Raw genomic sequence first — 18,924 nt, forward strand, 5'->3', positions numbered from 1 at the left:
CATGAATGGTTACGCGATTGCCGCGATATACTTCCTCTTCTGGGTCGTCTCAGCATTCATCATCCTGCCCTTTGGACTGAAGACGCCCGATGAGACAGGAGAGGTTGTTGCGAAGGGTCATGCGGACAGCGCGCCAACGAACTTCCGGCCGTTGCGCGTCGTCCTGCTGAGCACGGTCTTATCGGCTGTATTGTTCGGGTTGTTCTATGCCAATTATGTCAATGGCTGGGTCAACCTGAACGCGCTGGCGTACATATCCCGCCGTTGATCACTGGCGCAGGCGTTCGATCGCCTGTGCCAGCGCAACGTAGAGCTTGCCCATATCCGACGACAATATGGTGACGGCCAGCGCACTGCCGTCGCGCGCCGAGAGGATCGTCCTAAGCATCCCCTCGAAATCGTGGATGTAGCGATTAACATGTTCCCGGAATTCAGGATCGTTGTCGTAGTGAAGCGCAATCTCGCGTGACTGCCCAGCGTCGAGCAGCTTGACGGCCCGCCGTGTAAAGACGCCTCGGTCGCCCTTCAGGTAAGCTGCCCAAGCTGAGTCGGACACATCGTTGGACAGTATTTTCGACACATCGATCGCCGTGCTGTTGAGCGATTCGATGAGGAGTGCGGAGCGACGTGCAAAGTTGTCGCGGTCGCGATCTTCGGCAGCTTGCTCGGCCTGCTGGATGCGTTGCTCGATGCTGGCGCTCGTGTCCGCAATGGTAAGCAATTGGCGCATCAATCGGTCCGATGCGTGATGGGCGGCCTTTACGGCGCGTTCGGCGACTTCACCCACTTCGGCGATCTGCGCCGTCACCCGGTCACCAATAGCGTGCTGCATTGCCGCTTCGCTGGCTTCGCCAAGCGCTTGGGCAGCTTCGGGGATGGCCCGGCTGAGTGCCTGACGCGCACGGTCCGCTGCTTGATCGGCGGTGTCCTTCACGCGCAGCAGGGCAGCGATCAATTGCGGTCCGGCGCTTTCGGTCAGGCGCGACGCCGTGCTGCCTGCGGTATCCAGTGCATCCTGCAATCCATCGACTTGCGTACGATTTGCCAGCAGCCCGCTTTCGGTGCTTTCAAGCCATTCGGACAGGCGACGGCTTTGACCGCGGAGCAACTCCTCGGCTTCCTGGGTACGTCCCAATATGGCATCGGCGACTGCTTCCAGCGCTTCGATCTCGGGCGCGGCGGCGGCAAGCAAACCGCGCGATTCCGTAATCCGTGTATTCAGGCGCGCCAAGGCGAGGGGATAGGTTTCATCGACTTCGCGCACGCTTGAATCGATGGCGAGCATCAGTGTTTCGGATTTGCCGATAAGCTGCTCTGCCGATGCATTGCCGTTACCCAGTGCCTGATCCATGCGGTCAGCTTCGGTCGCCAGGGTTGCAAGAGCGCGTGACAAGCGTTCGTTCCGCGCCAGCCCGTCCTGCTCGAACGTAACGAAACGCGACTCAAGCAAGGTCAGTTTGTCCGCAAGGCCTTCGCTCAGGCCCGACGCGAGCGTGCTTTGTCCCTCGATCAGACGATTGAGATCATGCAGGCGCGATTCGATCTCCGCACTATTGTCGGCAAAGTCGCGGATCGTTTCCGACCCTATTTCGCTCAAAGTGCCGCGCGCCCGCTCCACCAGCGTCGTCAGCGTGGCGCTTTGAGCGTCCAGACCGTTGCAGGTTTCGGTCAGGGCGGCGCGCGCACGATCCAGCGCTATGTCGATACGATTGGCTGCAAGCTCTGCCATGCCGCTCACTTCCTCCGATGTGGAGCGGGTGGCGTCCTGCAACTGGCCAAGCTGGCTGGTGAGGCTCTTGGTGGCTGCCAGAGTCCGGCTGCGCGCATCATCGGACAGTTCGGCGATGGCGTGGAGCCGGGTTTCGAGCGCATCGATCCGTTCGGCCAGGGCATGGCCGCTATCCGCCAATCGCGCCGTCATGCTGTCTGCGCGATCTTCAAGCTGCGGAAAGGATTGCAGCAGCAGCCCGAAGCGGCTTGCAAGCTGCGATCCGGCCAGATCGGCTGCGGCCGCACTGGTCGAGGCTTCGGCGGCGCGAGCGGCGATGATCTGTGCCGACGCTTCCATGTTGGCGCTGGCGGCAGCGCCATAGCTTTCCAGCAGCGATGCCTGCTCCTCCATGGTCTGGCGTGCCGCGCCGAGTTGCCGACCAAGGCGCAACACCCGTGTTTCGAGCGCAACGCTTTCTTCGCGGAGCATGCGAGCAACATCGGCAAAGCGGTGGGCTTCGGCACGGCTGTTGCGCATGAGCAGGATGTAGGCGGTGATGAGCAGGACCAACGGCATGGCCATGGTGGTCACGATATAAGGCACCGAGTCGATGGAAGGCAGGGGCATGCCACGGCCGAAATGGAGCCAGCCGTTAAAACCGATCCAGGCGACTGCGAGTGCCGCAAACAATAAGCCGATACGTGCAAATCGCTTTGGCGGCGGGGCAGGTTCCTCCTCCGGCCAGAAAGTGGCCAGCGGATCTTCTTCGGCCACGCTGTCTTCCAACAGCAATTCCGTTTCCGTTTCAATGTCCTGCGCCACTGCGCGATTGTTCCCGCGCCGTAAATCGACGATTTTAATGCCCCCGCTCATGACAGCCTCTGTAACATGTTTTCGTGCTGCGGAAATGGCCATTTGCAACCAAACTTTAACGGTCTGGCGCGTATTCCCCTCACATGTCTTATGATCCCGGAGCTTTGGAGGCGGCATTGGCCGCAGCAGTGGGCGATGACATTGCCCTGATCAGCGATCTGCGTGGCGTTTTCCTTGAAAGCGCGAATCATCATGTCGACCTGTTGGGCCGCGCCCGGTGCGATGCCAACTGGCAACTGGCTGCGTGGCGTCTCAAAGGGCTTGCCGCCAGTTTCGGTGTGGAGGGACTGATGGCTTTGGCGGAGGAAGCGGCGACGTCGGCCCCCGGAGATCCCAAAATAGTGCGCCGTATAAAGGCGGCGCTGGCGACCTTCGAACTGGACAGCCAATAAGTCGACACGTGAAATCGATAAAAGCAGACCTTGCATCGCGGGCTTAGCGTTGCGAGAAGATGGTTTCAGAGCATCATAGCCGGGTCCATCTTCATCCATGTCTTTTGCGGCCGTCATTTGCGCCAGCCATTCCGCGAACTTTGCGCCCTCTTCCGGTCCAGGTGGAGCGTTGCGTGCCGGGTTGCACTTTGCCGGGCATAGCCTGGTTGAATATCAAGTCCGCCAGGCCGCTGACGCCGGGGCCACCCACATTCTGATCCTTGTGAGCGCGGTTACGCCCTTTCTTTCGCAGGCCGTCGACCGGCTGACGGCGGACAAGATCAACGTCTCGCTGATCCGTGACATGGTATCGCTGGTGCGGGAAGCGCCCCGCGACCGGGACATGCTGCTGATCGCCGATGGAGCTATCATCGCGCAGAATCATTTCGTTTCGATATCGCAACGATCTGGCAACGTCCTGCTGGCGGTAGACGACAGCAGAGTAAGTGCCCCGTTCGAACGGATCGATGGGCAGCACAGATGGGCCGGGCTGCTGCGTGCTACGCCGGAAGTGCTGTTCGGTACGCTCGATATGCTCGGGGACTGGGATCTTGAACTGACGCTCATGCGCGCGGTGGTGCAGGCTGGCGCGCATCGGCTTATTGTGTCGCAAGAAGATATACTGGAAGGCCGGGTCGCGCTGATCGACAGTCAGGCGTCGGCCGATCTCGTCTCGCAGGGGCTGTTGAGCAAAGGGTCCGATGCTCTGTCGACCGACGGTGGGGCGGAGCATTACATTCTGTCTCACGCTGCGACGCGACTGGCCCCCATGCTGCTGCGCACGCAAGTTCCCGCGTCGCAAATCCGGATCGGCGGCATGGCCCTGTCGACGATCGGTGTTGTCGCAGCCGCACTTGGCTGGCCGGTATTCGCTATCCTGTTGATGCTAGGCGGTCTGATATTGTCCCTGACGTCGGACCGTTTGGGACTTTTGGCCCGACGTAGCCACGACACCGGATGGGCGGCGCTGGCGCCCGGGATCATTGCGCTCATCGGCTTTACAGTGATCGGCAGTGAAGCAGGCGCACTGATGGATGGCCTGTATCTGTCGTTACTGGTGGGTGTAATCCTGCTGGCGGTGCGGTGGCGTCGCACAAGTTTCGCCAAGCCCTGGGCACTTTTCACTCCGGGATCGGCGTTGCTGGTGGCTCTGGTCGCGATCATTCTGTCGGGCGTCAATGCAGCGTTGGCGGTCGCCACTCTGTGTGCCATCGGATCGATAGGAACGATCGTATTGACTGACCGAAAGAGCTGATCGCCCCTCGCCATGTGATATAGTTTTCACGGCATCTCTCGGTTTATCGCAAATAATCCTTAATCCGCTCAATTCTGCCGTTTCTTATCAGTCGATACGCAAAACCACCCATATATTTATCAACGGGGTAGGGGGCATAGGCAAAACTTTTTCAGTGGCGTATGGTTTATTTTCGGAGGCTGAATTGACCCGATATAGATACGTCAATCCCACTAAACGCGGTCGCTGGCACGACACAAAAGAGGCTGCCGAGGATGCGGCCGTGAAAGCGGGGGAGGGGCATCGCGACGACTGGGGACAGCGCCGGTTCTACCCATCGGTCCTGACCCGCATTGAAATCGACGAAACATAGGAGAGCCAGATGAATGAAGCACTCAAAGCCAGCTTCCGCACCTTTGCCGACAGTTGGAGCGCTGAAGATCACGTCGACGATAGTGGCCTGACCGGTGCCGATTTGAAGATCATCGCAGACCAGTTGGAAGGCGTCGTCCTCATCGAGCGAATCACGCTTGACGGCAAATAGCGCAGGTCACCGCTGCCCCTGCCAATAATCCCGGTTCCAGCCCAGTTGCGACCGACAGTCCTGGCCGGCTTCGCGTAGCGCCATCATGTAGGTCACCGTCGCCATTTCACGGGCATTGACCATCGATCGGATCGCGGTCACGTCGCCTGACCAGTCGACCTTTGGAAAGCCCACACCTTCGGGCTCGCCCTTGCAGGACAGGCGTTCACTCGGGGGCCTTATCTGGCTTGTCGCGCAGCCCGTCAAAATAAGCATCGAGAGGGCTGCCGCCAGTGTCGTGAGCTTCATCGACTTTCTCCTTCAGGTGGTCTTGCGAGGCGCGGAAATCGGCCTGCCGTTTGGTGTCCTTCGCCGTTGCGGCTTCGGAAGAGGTTCGCGACTGGGCCTGCGCCTTGGCATCCTGCCGGGCATCGTGGTTGGCGATCAGCGTGCTGTCATAAACGCACTTCGCGACACCGGCGCCCACGATAAGCAACACTGCAAGCGTCACCCATATCCCGGCACGCGCCAGTTTCTCGCCGAACAGGCGGGTTCCCAGGTTCAATAGAAACAGGGGCATCATTTCGCCTCCACAGTCGGGACAGGATCTTTGGTCGAGTTGGCAACCGTCACGGGCAGCGGCTCGTCGGTCGCTGGCGATGCCGATGCGGAAGCGGCGATGGCTTCGAAAGCCTTGCTCGTCGTCTCTGCGCGCTTGGCGTCCAGCGCATCGGCCCCAGCCTTCGTTGTGAAGTAGAAACCCAGCGCCATCGTCGCCATGCCGGAAAGCTGACCGACGATGTAAGTGATGATGTCCTTGTTATCCTCCGGGATCGACTTGAAGAACATCAGGGGTAGCACGCTGACGAAGGCGGAAATTAGGAAGAAGGCCAGCCAGTTGCGGAACCGCTCTGTATCTCGCGCCTTCGTCGGCCTCCCCAGTATACGGCGCACCGCAGCGTCGAGGTCAGCGTCGGTCATCGCGCCCAATCCCCGGTTTTACGATGCAGCCAGGTCAGGAAGTCGCCGACGGTCTTGCCGCTGAGGATGGACATATTCGCCTGCGTTGCTGCCGAGCCGGCGATCTTGTCGGCTTGCGCACTCACGTCGGCCCCGATCACCGCAGCGGCCGTCACAGGTCCGAAGAAGTGCGATGCGTAGAGCGATGCCTTGTTGATCGGGATATTGCGCTTCCGCAGATAGTCGGCGTTCTTTGCGGTGAACGTCTTGGCGCGCTGTGTTTGCTCTTCAACGGAGGGCGTGAGGCCGCCGAACGCAGCTCCGTTGTTCGATCCCCATTTCCCGCCCTCGCCGATCCATGTCCCCCGAATGAACTGGTACAGCCCGGAGGCACTGGACGTCGACGCCTTGATGTAAGGCCGGTCATTGCTTTCGATCTTGGAAAGCATCGGCCAGTAGTCATCGGGAATCCCGATAACCGGCACAGGCTTCGGAGGCGCGATCGCGTCCAGCGCGGCGAGAACGTCCTTTCCCGCCCAACCATCGACCGTCAGCCCAAAGCGCTCCTGGAACAGGCGGACAAAAGCGTCGTCGGTGATCGTGTCCGTCATTTCTCACTCCCATGAAAAAGGGCGCCCGAAGACGCCCTGTGCTGCGGTCCTGCCGCGAAATTGGTGTTTGGTTTTAGCCTAGGGTCGAACGGGTGCTACCGAACGAGAGGCGCTGGATAGAGCGATAGGGCATGCTATCAGCTACTGGACGGGGTTTGGCGAGGGCGAGGATGACACTAAGACGATTCGCATTTGCTGCCATCGTGCTATGGTCGCCATCACCTGCCCAAGCGCTTCCCCCGGAGGCGCGCAAGGCCGGTTTCTCCAAACTCGTTTTCAGTGACGACTTCTCAGTGCTTGATCTAAGCCCCGATGGTGGCGGCAACCATCGTTGGTTCAACGGTCTCTGGCAACGCGGGCCCGTAAATCCCAAACAGTTCGAACTGATGAATGGATTCGTACGGCTCAAAACTCACGTTGAGCCTCGGCGGATCGTCATGACGACGGCACTTACTACTATGCCGCGAACAAAAGGCTCCTCAACAACTTTTCGCTATGGCTACTTTGAAGCGCGACTCAGGTTTTCTCCCGGACCATATGCTTGGCCGGCCTTTTGGCTACTCTCCGAACAAAGACCTAAAATAGATGACAAGGCCATGAAAAGCCGTTGGTGCGAAATAGACATTTTCGAAGGGGGGCGAGCGACGCACTTCCAAGGCACGGTGCATGACTGGCGGGACTTCAAGTCAACTTCGAATGCAAATCAACATTTCCTTTTGCCGGCGCCGATTGATAAATCCCAATGGAACAACTACGGCATGCTGTGGACACCGAGGACAATATCTTGGTTCTTCAACGGGCGCCTGCTTGGCTCAGCACCAACTCCAGTGGTGTGCAAGCAGCAGAGTTTATTCATCATAATAGGTGCGCAGAAGCGGCAAAACGGCCCAGCGCAGGAGGTGCTCGATGTCGACTGGGTTCATGTCTACCGCTGATGTCGCGCCACAGTCCAAGGCGCGGCGGCGGCAAAATTACGCACCGTCCAAAGGCATTGTAGCCATATGGCTTGCGTCTGTCATGGTAGCGCCATTGCTTATTGGGGTCGCTTGGCCGCTGGCATATGCCTTGGCTCACCCGGATCGTTTGATAGGCTGTTTGCGCCGTGCAGCGCTCCCAAATGACCACATCAGCTTCTTTGCCCGCGTCCTCTTGGCCTAGCGCATCTGCATGTTCCTGCGCATCGAGATAACCTCCCGGCGCACTCGCGCCTGCGCCCATTAAATAGGCCGTCCCCGATGTGAAGTTCGACCCAATGCCGGGCCGGGTAAGCAGGTTCCATGCCGAGGCGATGGTGAAGAAAGTGGTCAGCTTCAGCCGGAAGCTCGTGGGCGAAAGAACTTCGATACATTCGAAGTCGCCATGCGGGCCGGTTAGCGGATCGAAACCCGGCACCTTGGCGATCTTGAATTTACGTGCCGAAGGAATGGCCTGCCCGGCTGTCAACGGCTCTGGGAAAGGTGCGGCAATCTCAAGACGCCATTCGTTCAGTGATAGGCGCTCGAAGCGCGTGATCGTGGCCTTGTTCTCCTGACCGTAATACTTCCAGCTATTGCGCGGTCCCCAGCTTCCCCACGCCCGGCTGTTAAAGACGACACCGGACTGCGGGCGCGCAGCCGTACCGCCAAAGGCGAAGCCGTCCGTCGATTCCGCATCCGTCGCGTCGTGGCTGAACATCGCGGCGAACCACAGATTATCCGTGATCTGTAGCTGCTTCGCGCCCATGTTTGGACCGACAACCCAACCTCGCCGCCCGCCCTTGTATTGGAGCGTGCCCGTGCGCTTGTCGGCGGTGATGTGTGTACCCGCGATAGAAACGTAATCGCGATCATCTTCGTAGGTGAACGCGAGGTTCCCCGCGCGTAGGTCGATCTTCTCTTCAGGGTCGATCAGCGCCTTCCACCATGTCTTCGCACCCGCATCGCCGACAATGGCATTGCTGTTCTGGGTCGCGTGCGCGCCATCGGCGCCTGTCGCTGTTTCGCGCCACACCAGCGTTGCCGTGAGGTACGGCATAGAGCGCTCGAAGCTAGTGGCGGTTACCCCCGTTTCAACGTTGTTTGAAAGCCACTCGCCGATGACGCCTCCGGACGCGCCGCTCCACGGCGCACATTGATGGCCCGGCTGGATGGCTTGGTCGCGCCCTTGGCCCGCAAACGCTAGAGGCCCGGTTCTATCTCGACACATGCCCCGTCGTTCGCCTTCCTTATGGCCCGGTCATCGATCTGGTTTCGGTGAAGTATCTCGATGCCCTTGATGCCGAACAAACTGCAGACTTGGGCGACTTCAAGCTCTTCGGATCAGAAGTTGAGCCTGTAGCCGAATGGCCGTGGCTTGGAGGGTCCGCCCGCCGGGAGGCCGGCAGTATCCGTTATCGCGCGGGCTATGCCAAAACACCTTTGACCGATCCCCTCGAACACAATGTTCCTGCACCGATCATCGCTGCGATCCTTCTGATGACCGGGGATCTATACGCTAATCGCGAAACTGCCATCGTTGGCAGCGCTTCCGCGATCCCGATGTCTACGACGGTGGAGAACCTATTGTCGCCATATCAGGTCTGGCGCTGAAAATGCCATCTCTTCGCCCCGGCGACCTTGACCAGCGGCTGACGCTCCTTGTGCCAACCTTGACTGAGAATGCGTTGAACGAAGAGGTCTCCACCTGGACAGTTCTGCGGACGATCTGGGCGGGGGTGAAAGAGGGATTGGGTAGGGAGTTCCTGCAATCTGCGCAGGTGTCGGCACAGAGCAAAGCAGCCTTCAGAATCCGCTATGCCGCCGACATCACGACCGCCAATCGTGCGCGGTGGGGCAATACGGAATATGAAATCGTCGATGTGACCGGCACCTATCGGTCCGGTGAAGCCTTCAATCGCCACATAGGATGCGGCCAGTGCCTTGATACCATTACTGGTGAAGGATGCCGCCTGCTCGATCTTCTGAAGCGACCGCTGCATGCCGGCAGCCTGGCTGTTGAGGTTCTGCGCCGCTTTGGTGATATTCGTGTTGAAGCTGGCCGTCTGGGCAATCAGGTCAACGACAAGACTTCCGACTTGTGTCATGCTAACTGCCTTTATCGATAGGGGAAATTATGACTGTGATTCTGGATGCCGTCGCAACCATAGGTGCGTTGATCGGCTTACTTCTGGTATTGAGCGGCTTCGGAATGGAAATGTCCGCACCGCAGCAGGCGGTGTCCGCGGCGATGGGCATCGGTATTGCTGCCATTCCCTATTTCATAGCGTCGCTTAATCACCGTCAGGTGCTGCTGAAGGAAATCAAGAATCTGGTTGCCGCTCAGCGCTGAGACCGGGCAGCCGCCCGATCCAGCACAGCATCCCAGACATCCTCGTCGCATTCCTGCTCATCAAACCTGTCGTCCTTGAAAAGCAGAAAGCTTTCAAATTCGACAGAGCCTGTGACATGCGGCGCCTGCGAGGCAGCGGCAATGACAGCAGCACGAAGATCGGCGCGCTTATCGCCGAACGGTTCAATGGCCGCATAGGCCTGCCATTCGGCATATTCGGCATAGCTGAGACGCCGCCCCAGCTCGGCAACGGTACAATGTAAAGCGAGCGCGAGCCGAAACCTGAACCGCCGGTCCGCGCTCGCCTTTAGTTTTTTACCAGATCCTCGGCGGCAGTGCCGCCCATATTATTGACCTTGGTCACCTGCCGCGAAAGCGTGTTGAAGGCACCAGCGCGCAGCTTACGAAGCTTGATCACGTCTTTTTCATCGAACAACCGTACACCTTTGTCGTCAACGATCGCCATGGTCAGCATGACGATACCACTGTTTTTCGCGATATCGGCAAGCTGGTCCACCTCATCGATCGACAACGTCCGGATGAAAGCGCCCTCGACACCGTCCAGCGGCACGAGCGGCGCTTCAGTGGCCAGCGCCAGAATGGCGGCCTTCGGATCAGGCGACACGGGTGATTGCCCCCGAAATGCGCAACGTGGCAGACGATGGCACGACGCCGTCTACTTCCATGCCGATGTCCGTCATCTTCAGGACGACAGCCTTGAAATAGCGTACCTTGGCGTCGGAGCGCGTGATCTTGAACCAGCGCAGCTCCTGTGCGTCGCGTGCTGCGAACAACTCTGTATGCCCCACATCGGTCGTCACCGCATTCATACCGATCGCGACCTTGCCATTGTCGTTGAGCCCCATCAGGAACTCCTTATCGGTCGAATCCAGATCGGTCGTGTCAATCTCGGAGGCTTCGCCATCGGGTTCACCGATCGACTTGACCTTGCCGATCTTGACGAAGGTCGCGGCCGCATAGGCGGTAGCATCCGCATCCTCTTCCGAAATGTGGATGGTCGAACCTTGGCTCTTGATTGCCATGGCTTAAGTCCTTTCCTGCCAGATGAAATAATCGCTGGGCACACCCCAGTGTCGCGTTTCCACGTCCAGGGTGGCACCCTGTTGCGTGATGAATGTGGCGATGCTCTCACCCTCTTCGGGTGCGATGCAGTCGCGGATCGCCTTCGCCAGTTCCAGCGCCGCGAGCGCGGTTGTGGCCCAGGCGGTCACTTGCATGCGCACCTGGTCGAGCGATCCCCCGCCCGTCAGATGGCCTGTCCCCGTCGTCGATATTCGCTGATAGGCGGCGTTTGGCAGCGCCTTTCCGGTTGTCCCGCCTGCCGGAAAGACCCGGTCGCCTGCCAGCGTGCCAAAGCCTATGTCGGCTTCAAGCGCCGATACCAGCATCGTCTCTGCCAGAGCCATCAGCGGATCCGTTTGCCGGTCACGAAACTGGTCTTGCCACTCGCCAGCTTCTTGGCTTCACGTTCGACCCCGCGACCCATGAACTCACCGATCTTGGCGATCGCCTCCACGGCCTTCTCGTCCAGCGCGGGACGCAACCAAGGCTCGGCAGGCATGGTCTTCGTGCCGAATTCGGTGAAGTGCGCATAACGCGAGGGTGTGGCCTTCGTGGCCTTCTTCTCGCCCTTACGCACGATCATGGCGGTAACCCGCGCGACGCCGACTGCGACCACGGCAGAGCCTTGTTTGCTGCGACGACGCGCGCGACTGGTGATGTTCTTTTCGAGTAGCCCACTATCTATCGAAGGATTGGTGCGGACATTGGCCCGTGCTTGCTTTGCGATGATGCGTGCGCCGGCGCGCAGGCCGTTCACGGTGACGTTCTTCGCGACTCTCTCAGGTATCTGCTTCAGCAGCGATTCGAGCTCCTTTGCGCCACGGACATTGACGGCCATCAGTCGTCATCCTCGATAAGCGATCCATCCAGCACGACGGTGTCGCCGTTCACCCTGAAGGCGACGGTCACCAGAATGGCAGCGTGTTCTTCCTGTTCGATCGTCACCGCCGCCTGTTCCGGCAACATCACGCCATGTTCGTCACACAGCACCAGCGCCCGCCCGCCGGGCAGGTTCGCCCCTTCGACCGTACGCACGACCAGCTTCATGATTTAACCTCCGGCAGAGACTGGCAATGCAGCCACATTTCCGCGTCGCACAGTCGGCCCTCGATTATGCATCCGGTCTGGGTGAGGTATCGCAGCAGATCGGCATAACCGTCGAGGATCTGCAGGTGTATCGCTATGCCGCGACACAAGTCGGCGTTTCCCAGGAGGAAATGGAGAAGGGGTTGGGCAAGTTCACCCAGACCCTCGGCAAGGCGCAACTGGGTAGCGCTTCCAGCGCCGAAGTGTTCAGCGCCCTGGGTGTGAGTATCCGGAGCGCGGACGGTGCGCTGCGGACGACCAGCGATATTCTGCCCGATGTCGCCGACGCGATTGCGCGTATTCCCGATCCTGCAAAGCGGGCTGCTATCGAAGTCGCCCTGTTCGGGCGCGCGGGCCAGAAGCTCGACACGCTTTTGTCCAGTGGCAGCAACGCCATCAAGGCGCAGGCCGCCGAACTGAGCAGCTATGGCATTGTCACCGAGGAAATGGCCGCGAAGGCGGACGAAGCCGCCGACAAGATCAGCAAGATGAAGTTCGTGCTGGAAACGCAGATATCTGCGGCTGTTGCGAACAATGCCGATGCCATCATCAAGCTCGCGAACGGGGTTGAGATGCTGACTGGCAAGGCTGTGCGGTTCGTAGCGGAGTATCCCCGCTTTGCCGCTGCTCTTGCAGGTGCTGCCGCGGGATCTCGCTATGGTCTGGTGGGTGCAGGCGTTGGTGCTTTCGGGGGCTATGCGGGTGGCGATGCCGCCGCGAATGCCTATGCCGATGCCGGGACGGATATCGGTTTTCGTAAAAAGCAGCTTCAACAGTCGTTGGCTGAACTGCGCGCCATACAGCGTGCGCAGGCGCCCTCGCAACTTGTCGGCTTGCGCCGGTCCAGTGCCTCGCGCAGCGGTGCGACAGTGGCATCGGCAGCCGCCGAAGTGCGTCGGCAGACTGCTCTCCTCAACAGAGCCGTTGCAGCTTCACGCGCTCCGAAGGTCACATTACCCCCGCTTCCCGCCAATGACGATATCCCTGATTTTCTGGCGGGCAGTGGCGGAAAGCCGAAGGGTGGCGGATCGTCGCGTGCAAAAGTCGATAACAGCGCCGCCAAGCTGGTCGCCGATACCAAGGCGTTCAACGAGGAGATCCGACAGCAGATCGCGCTGCTGACGTTGCGCAACGATGGCTTCAGCTATTCGGCTGATCTGCTCGAAGCGCAGTATGATATCGAGCGGCGCTTTCCGCAGCAGGCGAAGGAAACCAACGATGCCTATCAGGCGCGCATCGCGCCGCTGATCGCGTCGAAGAAGGAACTGCTGAATATCGGCGAGGCGGCGAAGCAGCTTTCGGTCGATCTGAATGCCGGTCTGGAACTGAGCACCAGTGCTCAATGGCGCGTCGATGCCCAGTGGACCCAGATGCTCAACGGCCTGGGCATCTCGACGGAAGAGAAAACGCAGGCCATCAGCCAGAGCTTCACCGAGATGGCGAGCAACATCAACCAGTCGCTGTCGAGCCTCGCCAACGGCATTCGTAGCGGCGGCTTCCTCGACATATTGGGCGGCGTGCTGAATCTGGTGACGCAGTTGGGGAGTGCCGGGCTCTTCGGGGCCGGGGTAGCAAAGAAGCTAAACGCGCCTGCGTTCAAGGGATTTTCGTCGGGTGGCTACACCGGCAGCTTTGGCGTCGGCGATGTCGCCGGCGTCGTGCATGGGCAGGAATATGTGTTCGATGCCGATGCCGTGCGGCGGATCGGGGTGCCTGCGCTGGAAGCGCTGCGGGCAGGTAAGCTCGCAGGGTTCAAGTCGGGCGGCTATGTCGGGTCGGGATCGGTCGGGCGGTACATCAGTCGGCCCGGTGTCAATGACAATGGCCTGCGGGTGCAGGTCGTCAAGGGCGATCTGTTCGACGTGATCGTCGACGGGCGGGCCGCGAATGTTGCCGCGCCGATGGTCGTCGCCGGATCGCAAGCCGCAAGTGCAGGTGCGCAGAAGGCCGTCGCAAAGCGCGGTAGCCGGAGGCTTGCATGATTACATTTCCTGCGGGCCTTGTGCCCAACAACGCGACGCCATCGATGCTGGAATATGGCGGCGTCATTCGTCCCGCTACCGGTGCGGAGACGCTGAATCTGCGGCGCAACGGCAATCGCTTTCGCGTCGACATGACGCTGGCGCCGCAGACGGCGGAAGCGCGGCGGGTGGCCGTGGCGCGTTTGCTGGCGGCGAAGACCGAAGGCCTGCGCGTCGCCTATCCCTTGCAGGGGGTCGACCAGTCGGGCGGGGGTTCGCTGGTGGTCAATGGCGCTGGCCAGTCGGGTAACGCCATTGCGTTGCGGGGTGGCACGCCGGGCTTTGTCATCCGCGAAGGCTGGTGGCTGTCCCTCGTGCGCGCGGACGGTCGGCATTATCTGCACAATGTACGCGCGCCCTGGACCATTGGTGGTGATGGTGCGGCTTTGGTGGCGATCAGTCCGAACCTGCGCCATCCCTTTGCTGACGGCGCGACGGTTAATCTGGCGATGCCGATGATCGAAGGGCTGGTCGACGGGGCAATAAGCTGGAACCTGCAGGTCGGCGGCATCATCGACGGCATCGGTTTTTCGATCGAGGAAGTTGCCTGATGAGCGCGGTCAAGCTTGTAGGGCTGATGAAGATGGAACTGCGCGACGGGCGAACGATCCGCCTGTGCGATGGCGGGTTCGTGAATGCCAATGTTGGGGCGGGGACAGAAACGTTCCTGTCCGCCGATCCGACCTTCGGCGTTATCGGATCGATGGAGACATTCAACGAAGGCGTGGGCGACGAAGTGCCGGCATTCCAGTTGACATTCCTGCCCAACAGCACGGCATCCGCCACCGAAATATCCGCACCGGGCATGCAGGGCAGCGTCACGCGCTTCTGGATCGCCGAACTGGACGTCGCCACCGATGTGCCGGTCGAAGCACCCGACCTGCTGTTTCATGGGCAGATCGATACGGCGCTGCTGCGCACCGGCAAAGGCAAGCGCGAGCTGGACATCAGTTTCGTTTCGACCGCCGAGCGGCTGTTCGCGGGGAATGAAGGCAACAGCCTTAATCCGCTATTCCACAAGCGCGTCTATCCCGGCGAGCTGGGCGAGGACAATGCCACCGGGCTGGGCACGGCGGTCGCGTGGGGGACCGAGGCGCAGCCGGGGGCCGGTTATGGCACCAGTATTCCGCGCACTTACAGCAGCGACGTGCTGCGGGAGATTTACCGCTGATGTCCGACCTGCTGCGGCGCAAGATGGCCACCGAAAAGACGATGCAAAAGTACCGTGCGCGGGCGTTTGACTGGCGGAACCGGTCGACCTGCATCCACCTCGCGCGGTTCCAGATGCGGCAGATGGGGCATCGCCCCCCGGCCATTCCCGATCTGCGGTCGCCACTGGGTGCACGATCCGCGCTGAAGGCCACCGGGCATGACCATCTGGCAGCGCTGCTCGACAGCCTGCTGCCCCGGATTGCGCCTGCAGCGATGCTATTGGGCGACCTGGCGCTGGTGGCGGGCGATCCGGAGGATGCAGGTGGCTTCGACAGCATCGTGGTGTCGGCAGGCGACAAGCTGCTGGGATGGCATCCCGACGATCCGAGCGGAATCAAGCCGCTGATCGTGCGGGAACTGATCGGAGCATGGCGGCTGTGAGCAAGACGTTACGTACGGTCGCGGTGATTGCAGGTGCGGTGGCATTGGTCGCGACCGGTGTCGGCGCTGCGGCGGGAGCGGGATTGATCGGCACAGCGGGCGCAACTGCCGGTGCGGCGACCGTCGCGGGGATTTCCGCCAGCACATTGGCGACGATAGGCACGATCGCGTCGGTGGCCGCGACGGTTGCCAGTATCGGTGCACAACTGACGGCGAAGAAACCGCCTGCCCGCGGCGCCGTCAACCAGGTGCTGATCGCCAGCGACGCGCCGTCGCCCTATGTCATGGGACGCACCTATATCGGCGGTATCTTGCGGCACGATGTCGGCTATGGCGCGACACTGAAGAAAGTCCCGAACCCCTATCGTGCCATGGTGCTGCTGCTGTCGGTGGCAGGGCCGGTGCAGTCGGTGGAAGCGACCTATCTGGACTATGCACCCGTGTCGTTCAGCGCCAACGCCGCCACGGGCTATTATTCGGGCTTCCTGTATCGCGATATCCGACTGGGACAGGGCACCGAAACCGCGCTGACGCCGAGTTTCGCGGGTGTCCCGGGTTGGTCGAGCGCGCACAAGCTGTCGAGCAAGTGCGCTGTGATGTTGAACCTGAAGTTCGACAAGGACGGCAAGCGCTTCGCCAGCGGCGTGCCCTCGATCGGGCATGTGGTGCTCGGCGTGAAGGTGTACGATCCCCGCCTCGACAGCACCTATCCGGGTGGGTCGGGCGCGTGCCGCATCAATGATGAATCTACGTGGGTCTATTCGGAAAATCCCGGCCTGCACGCGCTGAGCTACGCGCTGGGGCGCTATCGCGTGGGCAAGAAGGTGTTTGGCGTCGGCCTGCCCGGCGAAGGCATCCGGATCGCCGATTTCGTCACGCTGGCCAATGTGTGCGATGCCAATGGCTGGAAGGTGGGCGGCGGGATTTACGAACCGGGCGACCGCTGGGCGAACCTGAAGGAGATACTGCAGGCCGGTGGCGCAGAGCCGCTGTTCACCGGCGGCAAGCTGGGCTGCAAGATCAACGCACCGCGCGTGTCGCTCGACACCGTCACGGCCGTCGACCTGGCCGACGACGATGCCGAGACGACGCCGATGCAAAGCTGGCGCAATCGGCGCAATGGCATCATACCGAAGTATCGGTCTGAAGCGCATAAGTGGGAATATGTGCCTTCCGATCTGGTGAGCGTGCCCGCCTATGTCACCGAGGATGGTGAGGAGAAGATCGAGGAGCGCCAGTATAATCTGGTGCAGCAGAAGAACCAGGCGGCGCAACTGGCTGCCTATGAACTGGTGAACGGGCGAGAGCTGTTTCCGATCACGCTGGTGTGCAAGCCGCGTCTGCGCAAGTTTGGACCCGGCGACATGCTGACGCTCAATCTACCGACCGACCATGGGCTGGCCGATGTTGATGCCGTGATCGTCGATCGCTCAATAGATCCGGCGACCATGAAGGTGACGCTGACCTTTGTATCGGAGACCGATGGCAAGCATGATTTCGCGCTGGGCCGCATCGGGACCGCGCCGCCGACACCGTCGCTGACCTCGCCGGAGGATCGCGACAACATCGCGGCGGAAGTGGCTTTTGGCACAGATGGCGCACCAGGCACTCCTGGAGCAGACGGAGTGACGCCGTACACTTGGATAGCCTATGCCGACAGCGCCGATGGCCAGATCAACTTCTCAACCGGATCGCCCGGCGGTCGCGCCTATATCGGCATCGCAGTAAACAAGACGACACCGACGGAATCTACGAACCCGGCAGATTACCAGTGGTCCGCTTATCGCGGTCCTTCAAATTTCGGGCTGGTCAATTTCAACGGCAACTCGATCGTAGGGCCCAACTTTGCGCAGAAAATAGCGGGCAGCGGTTTCCCGACATGGGGCGAAGCATCCGTTTATTCCAGCGAAAATTTCAGGGGCGGCGCTCAGACAAGCTTTACGTTCAACGCCGGCCAAGAGGTAATGGCGGGCCTGAATACCGACCCAACCACGACAGCCAGTTACACGGATATCGATTATGCTTTCCACCTCGACGCGGGGGGCGGCAACATCAATATATTCGAGAATGGAACGTATATTCAGTTGGTCGGAGCATACGTTGCCGGAACGCTTATGCAGATCGTCTACAACGGCCGAACTGTAAAATATCTGTACGGCGCCGCGCTGGCGAGAGAAGTGCCTGCCCCGCCCAATTTGCGGTTATATTTCGACAGCGCCATTGCTCCGATTGGGGGAAGGATCGAAAACATAACATTTGCGGCCGCGGGAACGGCTGGCAGCGACGGCAGCGATGGCGCCCCCGGTGCGCCAGGTGCGGATGGCTTTACGCTTTATGAATGGAACGCCTATGCCGACAGCATAGACGGGGCCGTTAATTTCACGACTGGTGCGCCCGGAGGCCGTGCGTTTATCGGCCGCGCCATCAACAAGACGACGTCCGTCGAAAGTACAAACCCGGCGGATTATCAGTGGGCTCAATACACCGGCCCGGCCAATTTCGGCTTGGTCAATTTCAATAGCAACACGATCGTCGGCCCGAATTTCATCCAGAAGGTAGGCGGGTCGCCGGTGATTTGGGATGCCTCAGCTTATTCGTCGGAGTCGTTCACTGGAGGTGCGGCGCTTAGCTTCAAGAACCCTACAAATGTTCACGGCATCATGGTCGGGTTGAACTCCGATCCGACCACCGATGCCAGCTACGCCAGCTTGGATTATGCCTGGTATATGGCGGAAAATAGCCACCTTCAGATATGGGAAAGCAATTCCCTGATTGCAGATTATGGCGTGCAGCCCGCCGGGGTAACGATGCAAATCGTCTACAACGGCAAAACCGTTCGCTATTACCACGGCGCCACGTTCGTTCGAGAAGTCGCAACCACAGCTGACCGCCGGTTTTGGTTCGATACTTCCCTAATTACGCTTGGCGCGCGTATCGAAAACATCACTTGGGCGGCGGCGGGCGCGGCGGGCAACGATGGCGCAACCGGCGATACGGTTCGCCGCATCTGGATCAGGTCCAGCGGCGCGCCCGCGGCGCCAACAGGTAATCTTACGCCATCGGGATGGGCAAACGACCCTCCTGCCCCCAATGGACTGCCCCTATGGAGCAGCGACGGGCGGATAAGCGGCGCGGACAACGTTACGCTGATCGGTGCATGGAGCACGCCCGTGGCCGCCGCAACCAGCGCCTCGACATATGCCTTTTGTTCGGCATCCCCGTCGAGGCGCAGGTGTGCGTCGATCTCCTCCCACGATACAATAGGGTCAGGAGGAGTGACGACGACAACTCGCATCAGCTTGCGGAAGGTTTCGGTTTTGGGGCAGGGCGTGTCGCTTTGGGCGCATCTGGCGCTTTAGGAAGATCTTCCGGCGCGCGAGCGACTGCCTTCAGGCCCTCCAACATGGTGAAATCAGCCTGACTGAATTCGCGTTCAGCGCCCTCTGGCTCTCCATCTAGTGGTTTTAGAAGTATTGCCTTGATCATGGCCAT

At 60.4% G+C, this 18,924-nt stretch carries 26 protein-coding genes; 15 read left to right on the forward strand and 11 right to left on the reverse strand.

Translation table 11 applies throughout. The annotated features are described in order from the left end of the window. The first annotated feature begins 1 nt into the window (after position 1). A complete protein-coding gene (locus tag LQ220_RS16745; RefSeq protein ID WP_230189272.1) occupies positions 2-268 on the forward strand; it encodes a DUF1467 family protein in 267 nt (88 codons plus the stop codon). On the opposite strand, the gene LQ220_RS16750 is transcribed toward LQ220_RS16745, so the two are convergent. Then, positions 269-2,584 (reverse strand): hypothetical protein, encoded by a 2,316-nt coding sequence (locus LQ220_RS16750; RefSeq protein ID WP_230189273.1) that lies wholly within the window; start codon positions 2,582-2,584, stop codon positions 269-271. It lies immediately after the preceding gene. Between the two features lie 83 nt (positions 2,585-2,667). On the opposite strand from LQ220_RS16750, the gene LQ220_RS16755 reads away from it, so the two are divergent. From LQ220_RS16755 to LQ220_RS16770, 4 genes are all read left to right on the forward strand, one after another. Continuing rightward, positions 2,668-2,976, forward strand: coding sequence for an Hpt domain-containing protein (locus LQ220_RS16755; protein ID WP_230189274.1), 309 nt, complete (start codon positions 2,668-2,670; stop codon positions 2,974-2,976). A gap of 169 nt (positions 2,977-3,145) precedes the next feature. Next, entirely contained in the window at positions 3,146-4,270 is a 1,125-nt protein-coding gene (locus tag LQ220_RS16760) for a hypothetical protein (RefSeq protein ID WP_230189275.1), read from the forward strand. Between the two features lie 184 nt (positions 4,271-4,454). Further along, positions 4,455-4,622, forward strand: coding sequence for a hypothetical protein (locus LQ220_RS16765; RefSeq protein ID WP_230189276.1), 168 nt, complete (start codon positions 4,455-4,457; stop codon positions 4,620-4,622). Between the two features lie 9 nt (positions 4,623-4,631). Continuing rightward, positions 4,632-4,793 carry a hypothetical protein gene (locus tag LQ220_RS16770; RefSeq protein WP_230189277.1) on the forward strand — a complete coding sequence of 54 codons (162 nt, stop codon included), beginning with the start codon at positions 4,632-4,634 and terminating at the stop codon, positions 4,791-4,793. Positions 4,794-4,799: 6 nt separating this feature from the next. On the opposite strand, the gene LQ220_RS16775 is transcribed toward LQ220_RS16770, so the two are convergent. From LQ220_RS16775 to LQ220_RS16790, 4 genes are read right to left on the reverse strand one after another with little or no spacing between them, the layout of a single operon-like run. Further along, complete coding sequence (locus LQ220_RS16775) at positions 4,800-5,081, reverse strand: hypothetical protein (RefSeq protein WP_230189278.1); 282 nt, start codon at positions 5,079-5,081, stop codon at positions 4,800-4,802. Then, positions 4,999-5,355 carry a hypothetical protein gene (locus tag LQ220_RS16780; RefSeq protein ID WP_230189279.1) on the reverse strand — a complete coding sequence of 119 codons (357 nt, stop codon included), beginning with the start codon at positions 5,353-5,355 and terminating at the stop codon, positions 4,999-5,001. The genes LQ220_RS16775 and LQ220_RS16780 overlap by 83 nt, the downstream gene beginning before the upstream one ends. After that, positions 5,352-5,753 (reverse strand): hypothetical protein, encoded by a 402-nt coding sequence (locus LQ220_RS16785; protein ID WP_230189280.1) that lies wholly within the window; start codon positions 5,751-5,753, stop codon positions 5,352-5,354. The genes LQ220_RS16780 and LQ220_RS16785 overlap by 4 nt, the downstream gene beginning before the upstream one ends. Then, positions 5,750-6,343, reverse strand: coding sequence for a peptidoglycan-binding protein (locus tag LQ220_RS16790; RefSeq protein WP_230189281.1), 594 nt, complete (start codon positions 6,341-6,343; stop codon positions 5,750-5,752). The genes LQ220_RS16785 and LQ220_RS16790 overlap by 4 nt, the downstream gene beginning before the upstream one ends. A gap of 170 nt (positions 6,344-6,513) precedes the next feature. Here LQ220_RS16790 and LQ220_RS16795 point away from each other — a divergent pair, with 170 nt between their 5' ends. Continuing rightward, a complete protein-coding gene (locus LQ220_RS16795; RefSeq protein WP_230189282.1) occupies positions 6,514-7,278 on the forward strand; it encodes a glycoside hydrolase family 16 protein in 765 nt (254 codons plus the stop codon). Here LQ220_RS16795 and LQ220_RS16800 read toward each other — a convergent pair. Continuing rightward, positions 7,199-8,356 (reverse strand): hypothetical protein, encoded by a 1,158-nt coding sequence (locus LQ220_RS16800; protein ID WP_230189283.1) that lies wholly within the window; start codon positions 8,354-8,356, stop codon positions 7,199-7,201. The genes LQ220_RS16795 and LQ220_RS16800 overlap by 80 nt on opposite strands. 218 nt (positions 8,357-8,574) lie before the next feature. Here LQ220_RS16800 and LQ220_RS16805 point away from each other — a divergent pair, with 218 nt between their 5' ends. From LQ220_RS16805 to LQ220_RS16820, 4 genes are all read left to right on the forward strand, one after another. Beyond that, positions 8,575-8,910, forward strand: coding sequence for a head-tail connector protein (locus LQ220_RS16805; protein ID WP_230189284.1), 336 nt, complete (start codon positions 8,575-8,577; stop codon positions 8,908-8,910). Between the two features lie 2 nt (positions 8,911-8,912). After that, positions 8,913-9,425, forward strand: coding sequence for a phage head closure protein (locus LQ220_RS16810; protein ID WP_230189285.1), 513 nt, complete (start codon positions 8,913-8,915; stop codon positions 9,423-9,425). A gap of 8 nt (positions 9,426-9,433) precedes the next feature. Continuing rightward, positions 9,434-9,649: a hypothetical protein gene (locus LQ220_RS16815; RefSeq protein WP_230189286.1), complete on the forward strand. Its 216-nt coding sequence runs from the start codon at positions 9,434-9,436 to the stop codon at positions 9,647-9,649. Positions 9,650-9,765: 116 nt separating this feature from the next. Continuing rightward, positions 9,766-9,912, forward strand: coding sequence for a hypothetical protein (locus LQ220_RS16820; protein ID WP_230189287.1), 147 nt, complete (start codon positions 9,766-9,768; stop codon positions 9,910-9,912). Positions 9,913-9,956: 44 nt separating this feature from the next. On the opposite strand, the gene LQ220_RS16825 is transcribed toward LQ220_RS16820, so the two are convergent. From LQ220_RS16825 to LQ220_RS16845, 5 genes are read right to left on the reverse strand one after another with little or no spacing between them, the layout of a single operon-like run. After that, positions 9,957-10,274 (reverse strand): hypothetical protein, encoded by a 318-nt coding sequence (locus LQ220_RS16825; RefSeq protein WP_230189288.1) that lies wholly within the window; start codon positions 10,272-10,274, stop codon positions 9,957-9,959. Then, positions 10,264-10,692: a phage tail tube protein gene (locus tag LQ220_RS16830; RefSeq protein ID WP_230189289.1), complete on the reverse strand. Its 429-nt coding sequence runs from the start codon at positions 10,690-10,692 to the stop codon at positions 10,264-10,266. Before LQ220_RS16830 ends, LQ220_RS16825 begins: the two co-directional genes overlap by 11 nt. Before the next feature lie 3 nt (positions 10,693-10,695). Next, positions 10,696-11,076: a DUF3168 domain-containing protein gene (locus tag LQ220_RS16835; RefSeq protein WP_230189290.1), complete on the reverse strand. Its 381-nt coding sequence runs from the start codon at positions 11,074-11,076 to the stop codon at positions 10,696-10,698. Beyond that, complete coding sequence (locus tag LQ220_RS16840) at positions 11,076-11,570, reverse strand: HK97-gp10 family putative phage morphogenesis protein (RefSeq protein WP_230189291.1); 495 nt, start codon at positions 11,568-11,570, stop codon at positions 11,076-11,078. Before LQ220_RS16840 ends, LQ220_RS16835 begins: the two co-directional genes overlap by 1 nt. Then, positions 11,570-11,779 (reverse strand): hypothetical protein, encoded by a 210-nt coding sequence (locus tag LQ220_RS16845; protein ID WP_230189292.1) that lies wholly within the window; start codon positions 11,777-11,779, stop codon positions 11,570-11,572. The genes LQ220_RS16840 and LQ220_RS16845 overlap by 1 nt, the downstream gene beginning before the upstream one ends. Positions 11,780-11,805: 26 nt before the next feature. On the opposite strand from LQ220_RS16845, the gene LQ220_RS16850 reads away from it, so the two are divergent. Genes LQ220_RS16850 through LQ220_RS16870 form a run of 5 tightly spaced genes read left to right on the forward strand, consistent with a single transcriptional unit; the run spans position 11,806 to position 18,791 of the window. Beyond that, positions 11,806-13,800: a phage tail tape measure protein gene (locus LQ220_RS16850; protein WP_230189293.1), complete on the forward strand. Its 1,995-nt coding sequence runs from the start codon at positions 11,806-11,808 to the stop codon at positions 13,798-13,800. Then, positions 13,797-14,390 carry a hypothetical protein gene (locus LQ220_RS16855; RefSeq protein ID WP_230189294.1) on the forward strand — a complete coding sequence of 198 codons (594 nt, stop codon included), beginning with the start codon at positions 13,797-13,799 and terminating at the stop codon, positions 14,388-14,390. The genes LQ220_RS16850 and LQ220_RS16855 overlap by 4 nt, the downstream gene beginning before the upstream one ends. Continuing rightward, positions 14,390-15,010 (forward strand): hypothetical protein, encoded by a 621-nt coding sequence (locus tag LQ220_RS16860; protein WP_230189295.1) that lies wholly within the window; start codon positions 14,390-14,392, stop codon positions 15,008-15,010. Before LQ220_RS16855 ends, LQ220_RS16860 begins: the two co-directional genes overlap by 1 nt. Then, positions 15,010-15,432, forward strand: coding sequence for a hypothetical protein (locus LQ220_RS16865; RefSeq protein ID WP_230189296.1), 423 nt, complete (start codon positions 15,010-15,012; stop codon positions 15,430-15,432). Before LQ220_RS16860 ends, LQ220_RS16865 begins: the two co-directional genes overlap by 1 nt. After that, positions 15,420-18,791, forward strand: a complete 3,372-nt coding sequence (locus LQ220_RS16870) for a hypothetical protein (protein ID WP_230189297.1) — start codon at positions 15,420-15,422, stop codon at positions 18,789-18,791. The genes LQ220_RS16865 and LQ220_RS16870 overlap by 13 nt, the downstream gene beginning before the upstream one ends. The last annotated feature ends 133 nt before the right edge of the window (positions 18,792-18,924 follow it).

The organism is Sphingobium sp. CECT 9361, assembly GCF_918741285.1.
Classification (GTDB): Bacteria; Pseudomonadota; Alphaproteobacteria; order Sphingomonadales; family Sphingomonadaceae; genus Sphingobium.

Bases quoted from the DNA above. Each gene is read 5' to 3' on its own strand.
- LQ220_RS16745 (WP_230189272.1), top strand. From the start codon at position 2: ATGAATGGTTACGCGATTGCCGCGATATACTTCCTCTTCTGGGTCGTC.
- LQ220_RS16750 (WP_230189273.1), bottom strand. From the start codon at position 2,584: ATGAGCGGGGGCATTAAAATCGTCGATTTACGGCGCGGGAACAATCGC.
- LQ220_RS16755 (WP_230189274.1), top strand. From the start codon at position 2,668: ATGTCTTATGATCCCGGAGCTTTGGAGGCGGCATTGGCCGCAGCAGTG.
- LQ220_RS16770 (WP_230189277.1), top strand. From the start codon at position 4,632: ATGAATGAAGCACTCAAAGCCAGCTTCCGCACCTTTGCCGACAGTTGG.
- LQ220_RS16775 (WP_230189278.1), bottom strand. From the start codon at position 5,081: ATGAAGCTCACGACACTGGCGGCAGCCCTCTCGATGCTTATTTTGACG.
- LQ220_RS16780 (WP_230189279.1), bottom strand. From the start codon at position 5,355: ATGATGCCCCTGTTTCTATTGAACCTGGGAACCCGCCTGTTCGGCGAG.
- LQ220_RS16785 (WP_230189280.1), bottom strand. From the start codon at position 5,753: ATGACCGACGCTGACCTCGACGCTGCGGTGCGCCGTATACTGGGGAGG.
- LQ220_RS16790 (WP_230189281.1), bottom strand. From the start codon at position 6,343: ATGACGGACACGATCACCGACGACGCTTTTGTCCGCCTGTTCCAGGAG.
- LQ220_RS16795 (WP_230189282.1), top strand. From the start codon at position 6,514: ATGACACTAAGACGATTCGCATTTGCTGCCATCGTGCTATGGTCGCCA.
- LQ220_RS16800 (WP_230189283.1), bottom strand. From the start codon at position 8,356: ATGCCGTACCTCACGGCAACGCTGGTGTGGCGCGAAACAGCGACAGGC.
- LQ220_RS16810 (WP_230189285.1), top strand. From the start codon at position 8,913: ATGCCATCTCTTCGCCCCGGCGACCTTGACCAGCGGCTGACGCTCCTT.
- LQ220_RS16815 (WP_230189286.1), top strand. From the start codon at position 9,434: ATGACTGTGATTCTGGATGCCGTCGCAACCATAGGTGCGTTGATCGGC.
- LQ220_RS16820 (WP_230189287.1), top strand. From the start codon at position 9,766: ATGCGGCGCCTGCGAGGCAGCGGCAATGACAGCAGCACGAAGATCGGC.
- LQ220_RS16830 (WP_230189289.1), bottom strand. From the start codon at position 10,692: ATGGCAATCAAGAGCCAAGGTTCGACCATCCACATTTCGGAAGAGGAT.
- LQ220_RS16835 (WP_230189290.1), bottom strand. From the start codon at position 11,076: ATGGCTCTGGCAGAGACGATGCTGGTATCGGCGCTTGAAGCCGACATA.
- LQ220_RS16840 (WP_230189291.1), bottom strand. From the start codon at position 11,570: ATGGCCGTCAATGTCCGTGGCGCAAAGGAGCTCGAATCGCTGCTGAAG.
- LQ220_RS16845 (WP_230189292.1), bottom strand. From the start codon at position 11,779: ATGAAGCTGGTCGTGCGTACGGTCGAAGGGGCGAACCTGCCCGGCGGG.
- LQ220_RS16850 (WP_230189293.1), top strand. From the start codon at position 11,806: ATGCAGCCACATTTCCGCGTCGCACAGTCGGCCCTCGATTATGCATCC.
- LQ220_RS16855 (WP_230189294.1), top strand. From the start codon at position 13,797: ATGATTACATTTCCTGCGGGCCTTGTGCCCAACAACGCGACGCCATCG.
- LQ220_RS16860 (WP_230189295.1), top strand. From the start codon at position 14,390: ATGAGCGCGGTCAAGCTTGTAGGGCTGATGAAGATGGAACTGCGCGAC.
- LQ220_RS16865 (WP_230189296.1), top strand. From the start codon at position 15,010: ATGTCCGACCTGCTGCGGCGCAAGATGGCCACCGAAAAGACGATGCAA.
- LQ220_RS16870 (WP_230189297.1), top strand. From the start codon at position 15,420: ATGGCGGCTGTGAGCAAGACGTTACGTACGGTCGCGGTGATTGCAGGT.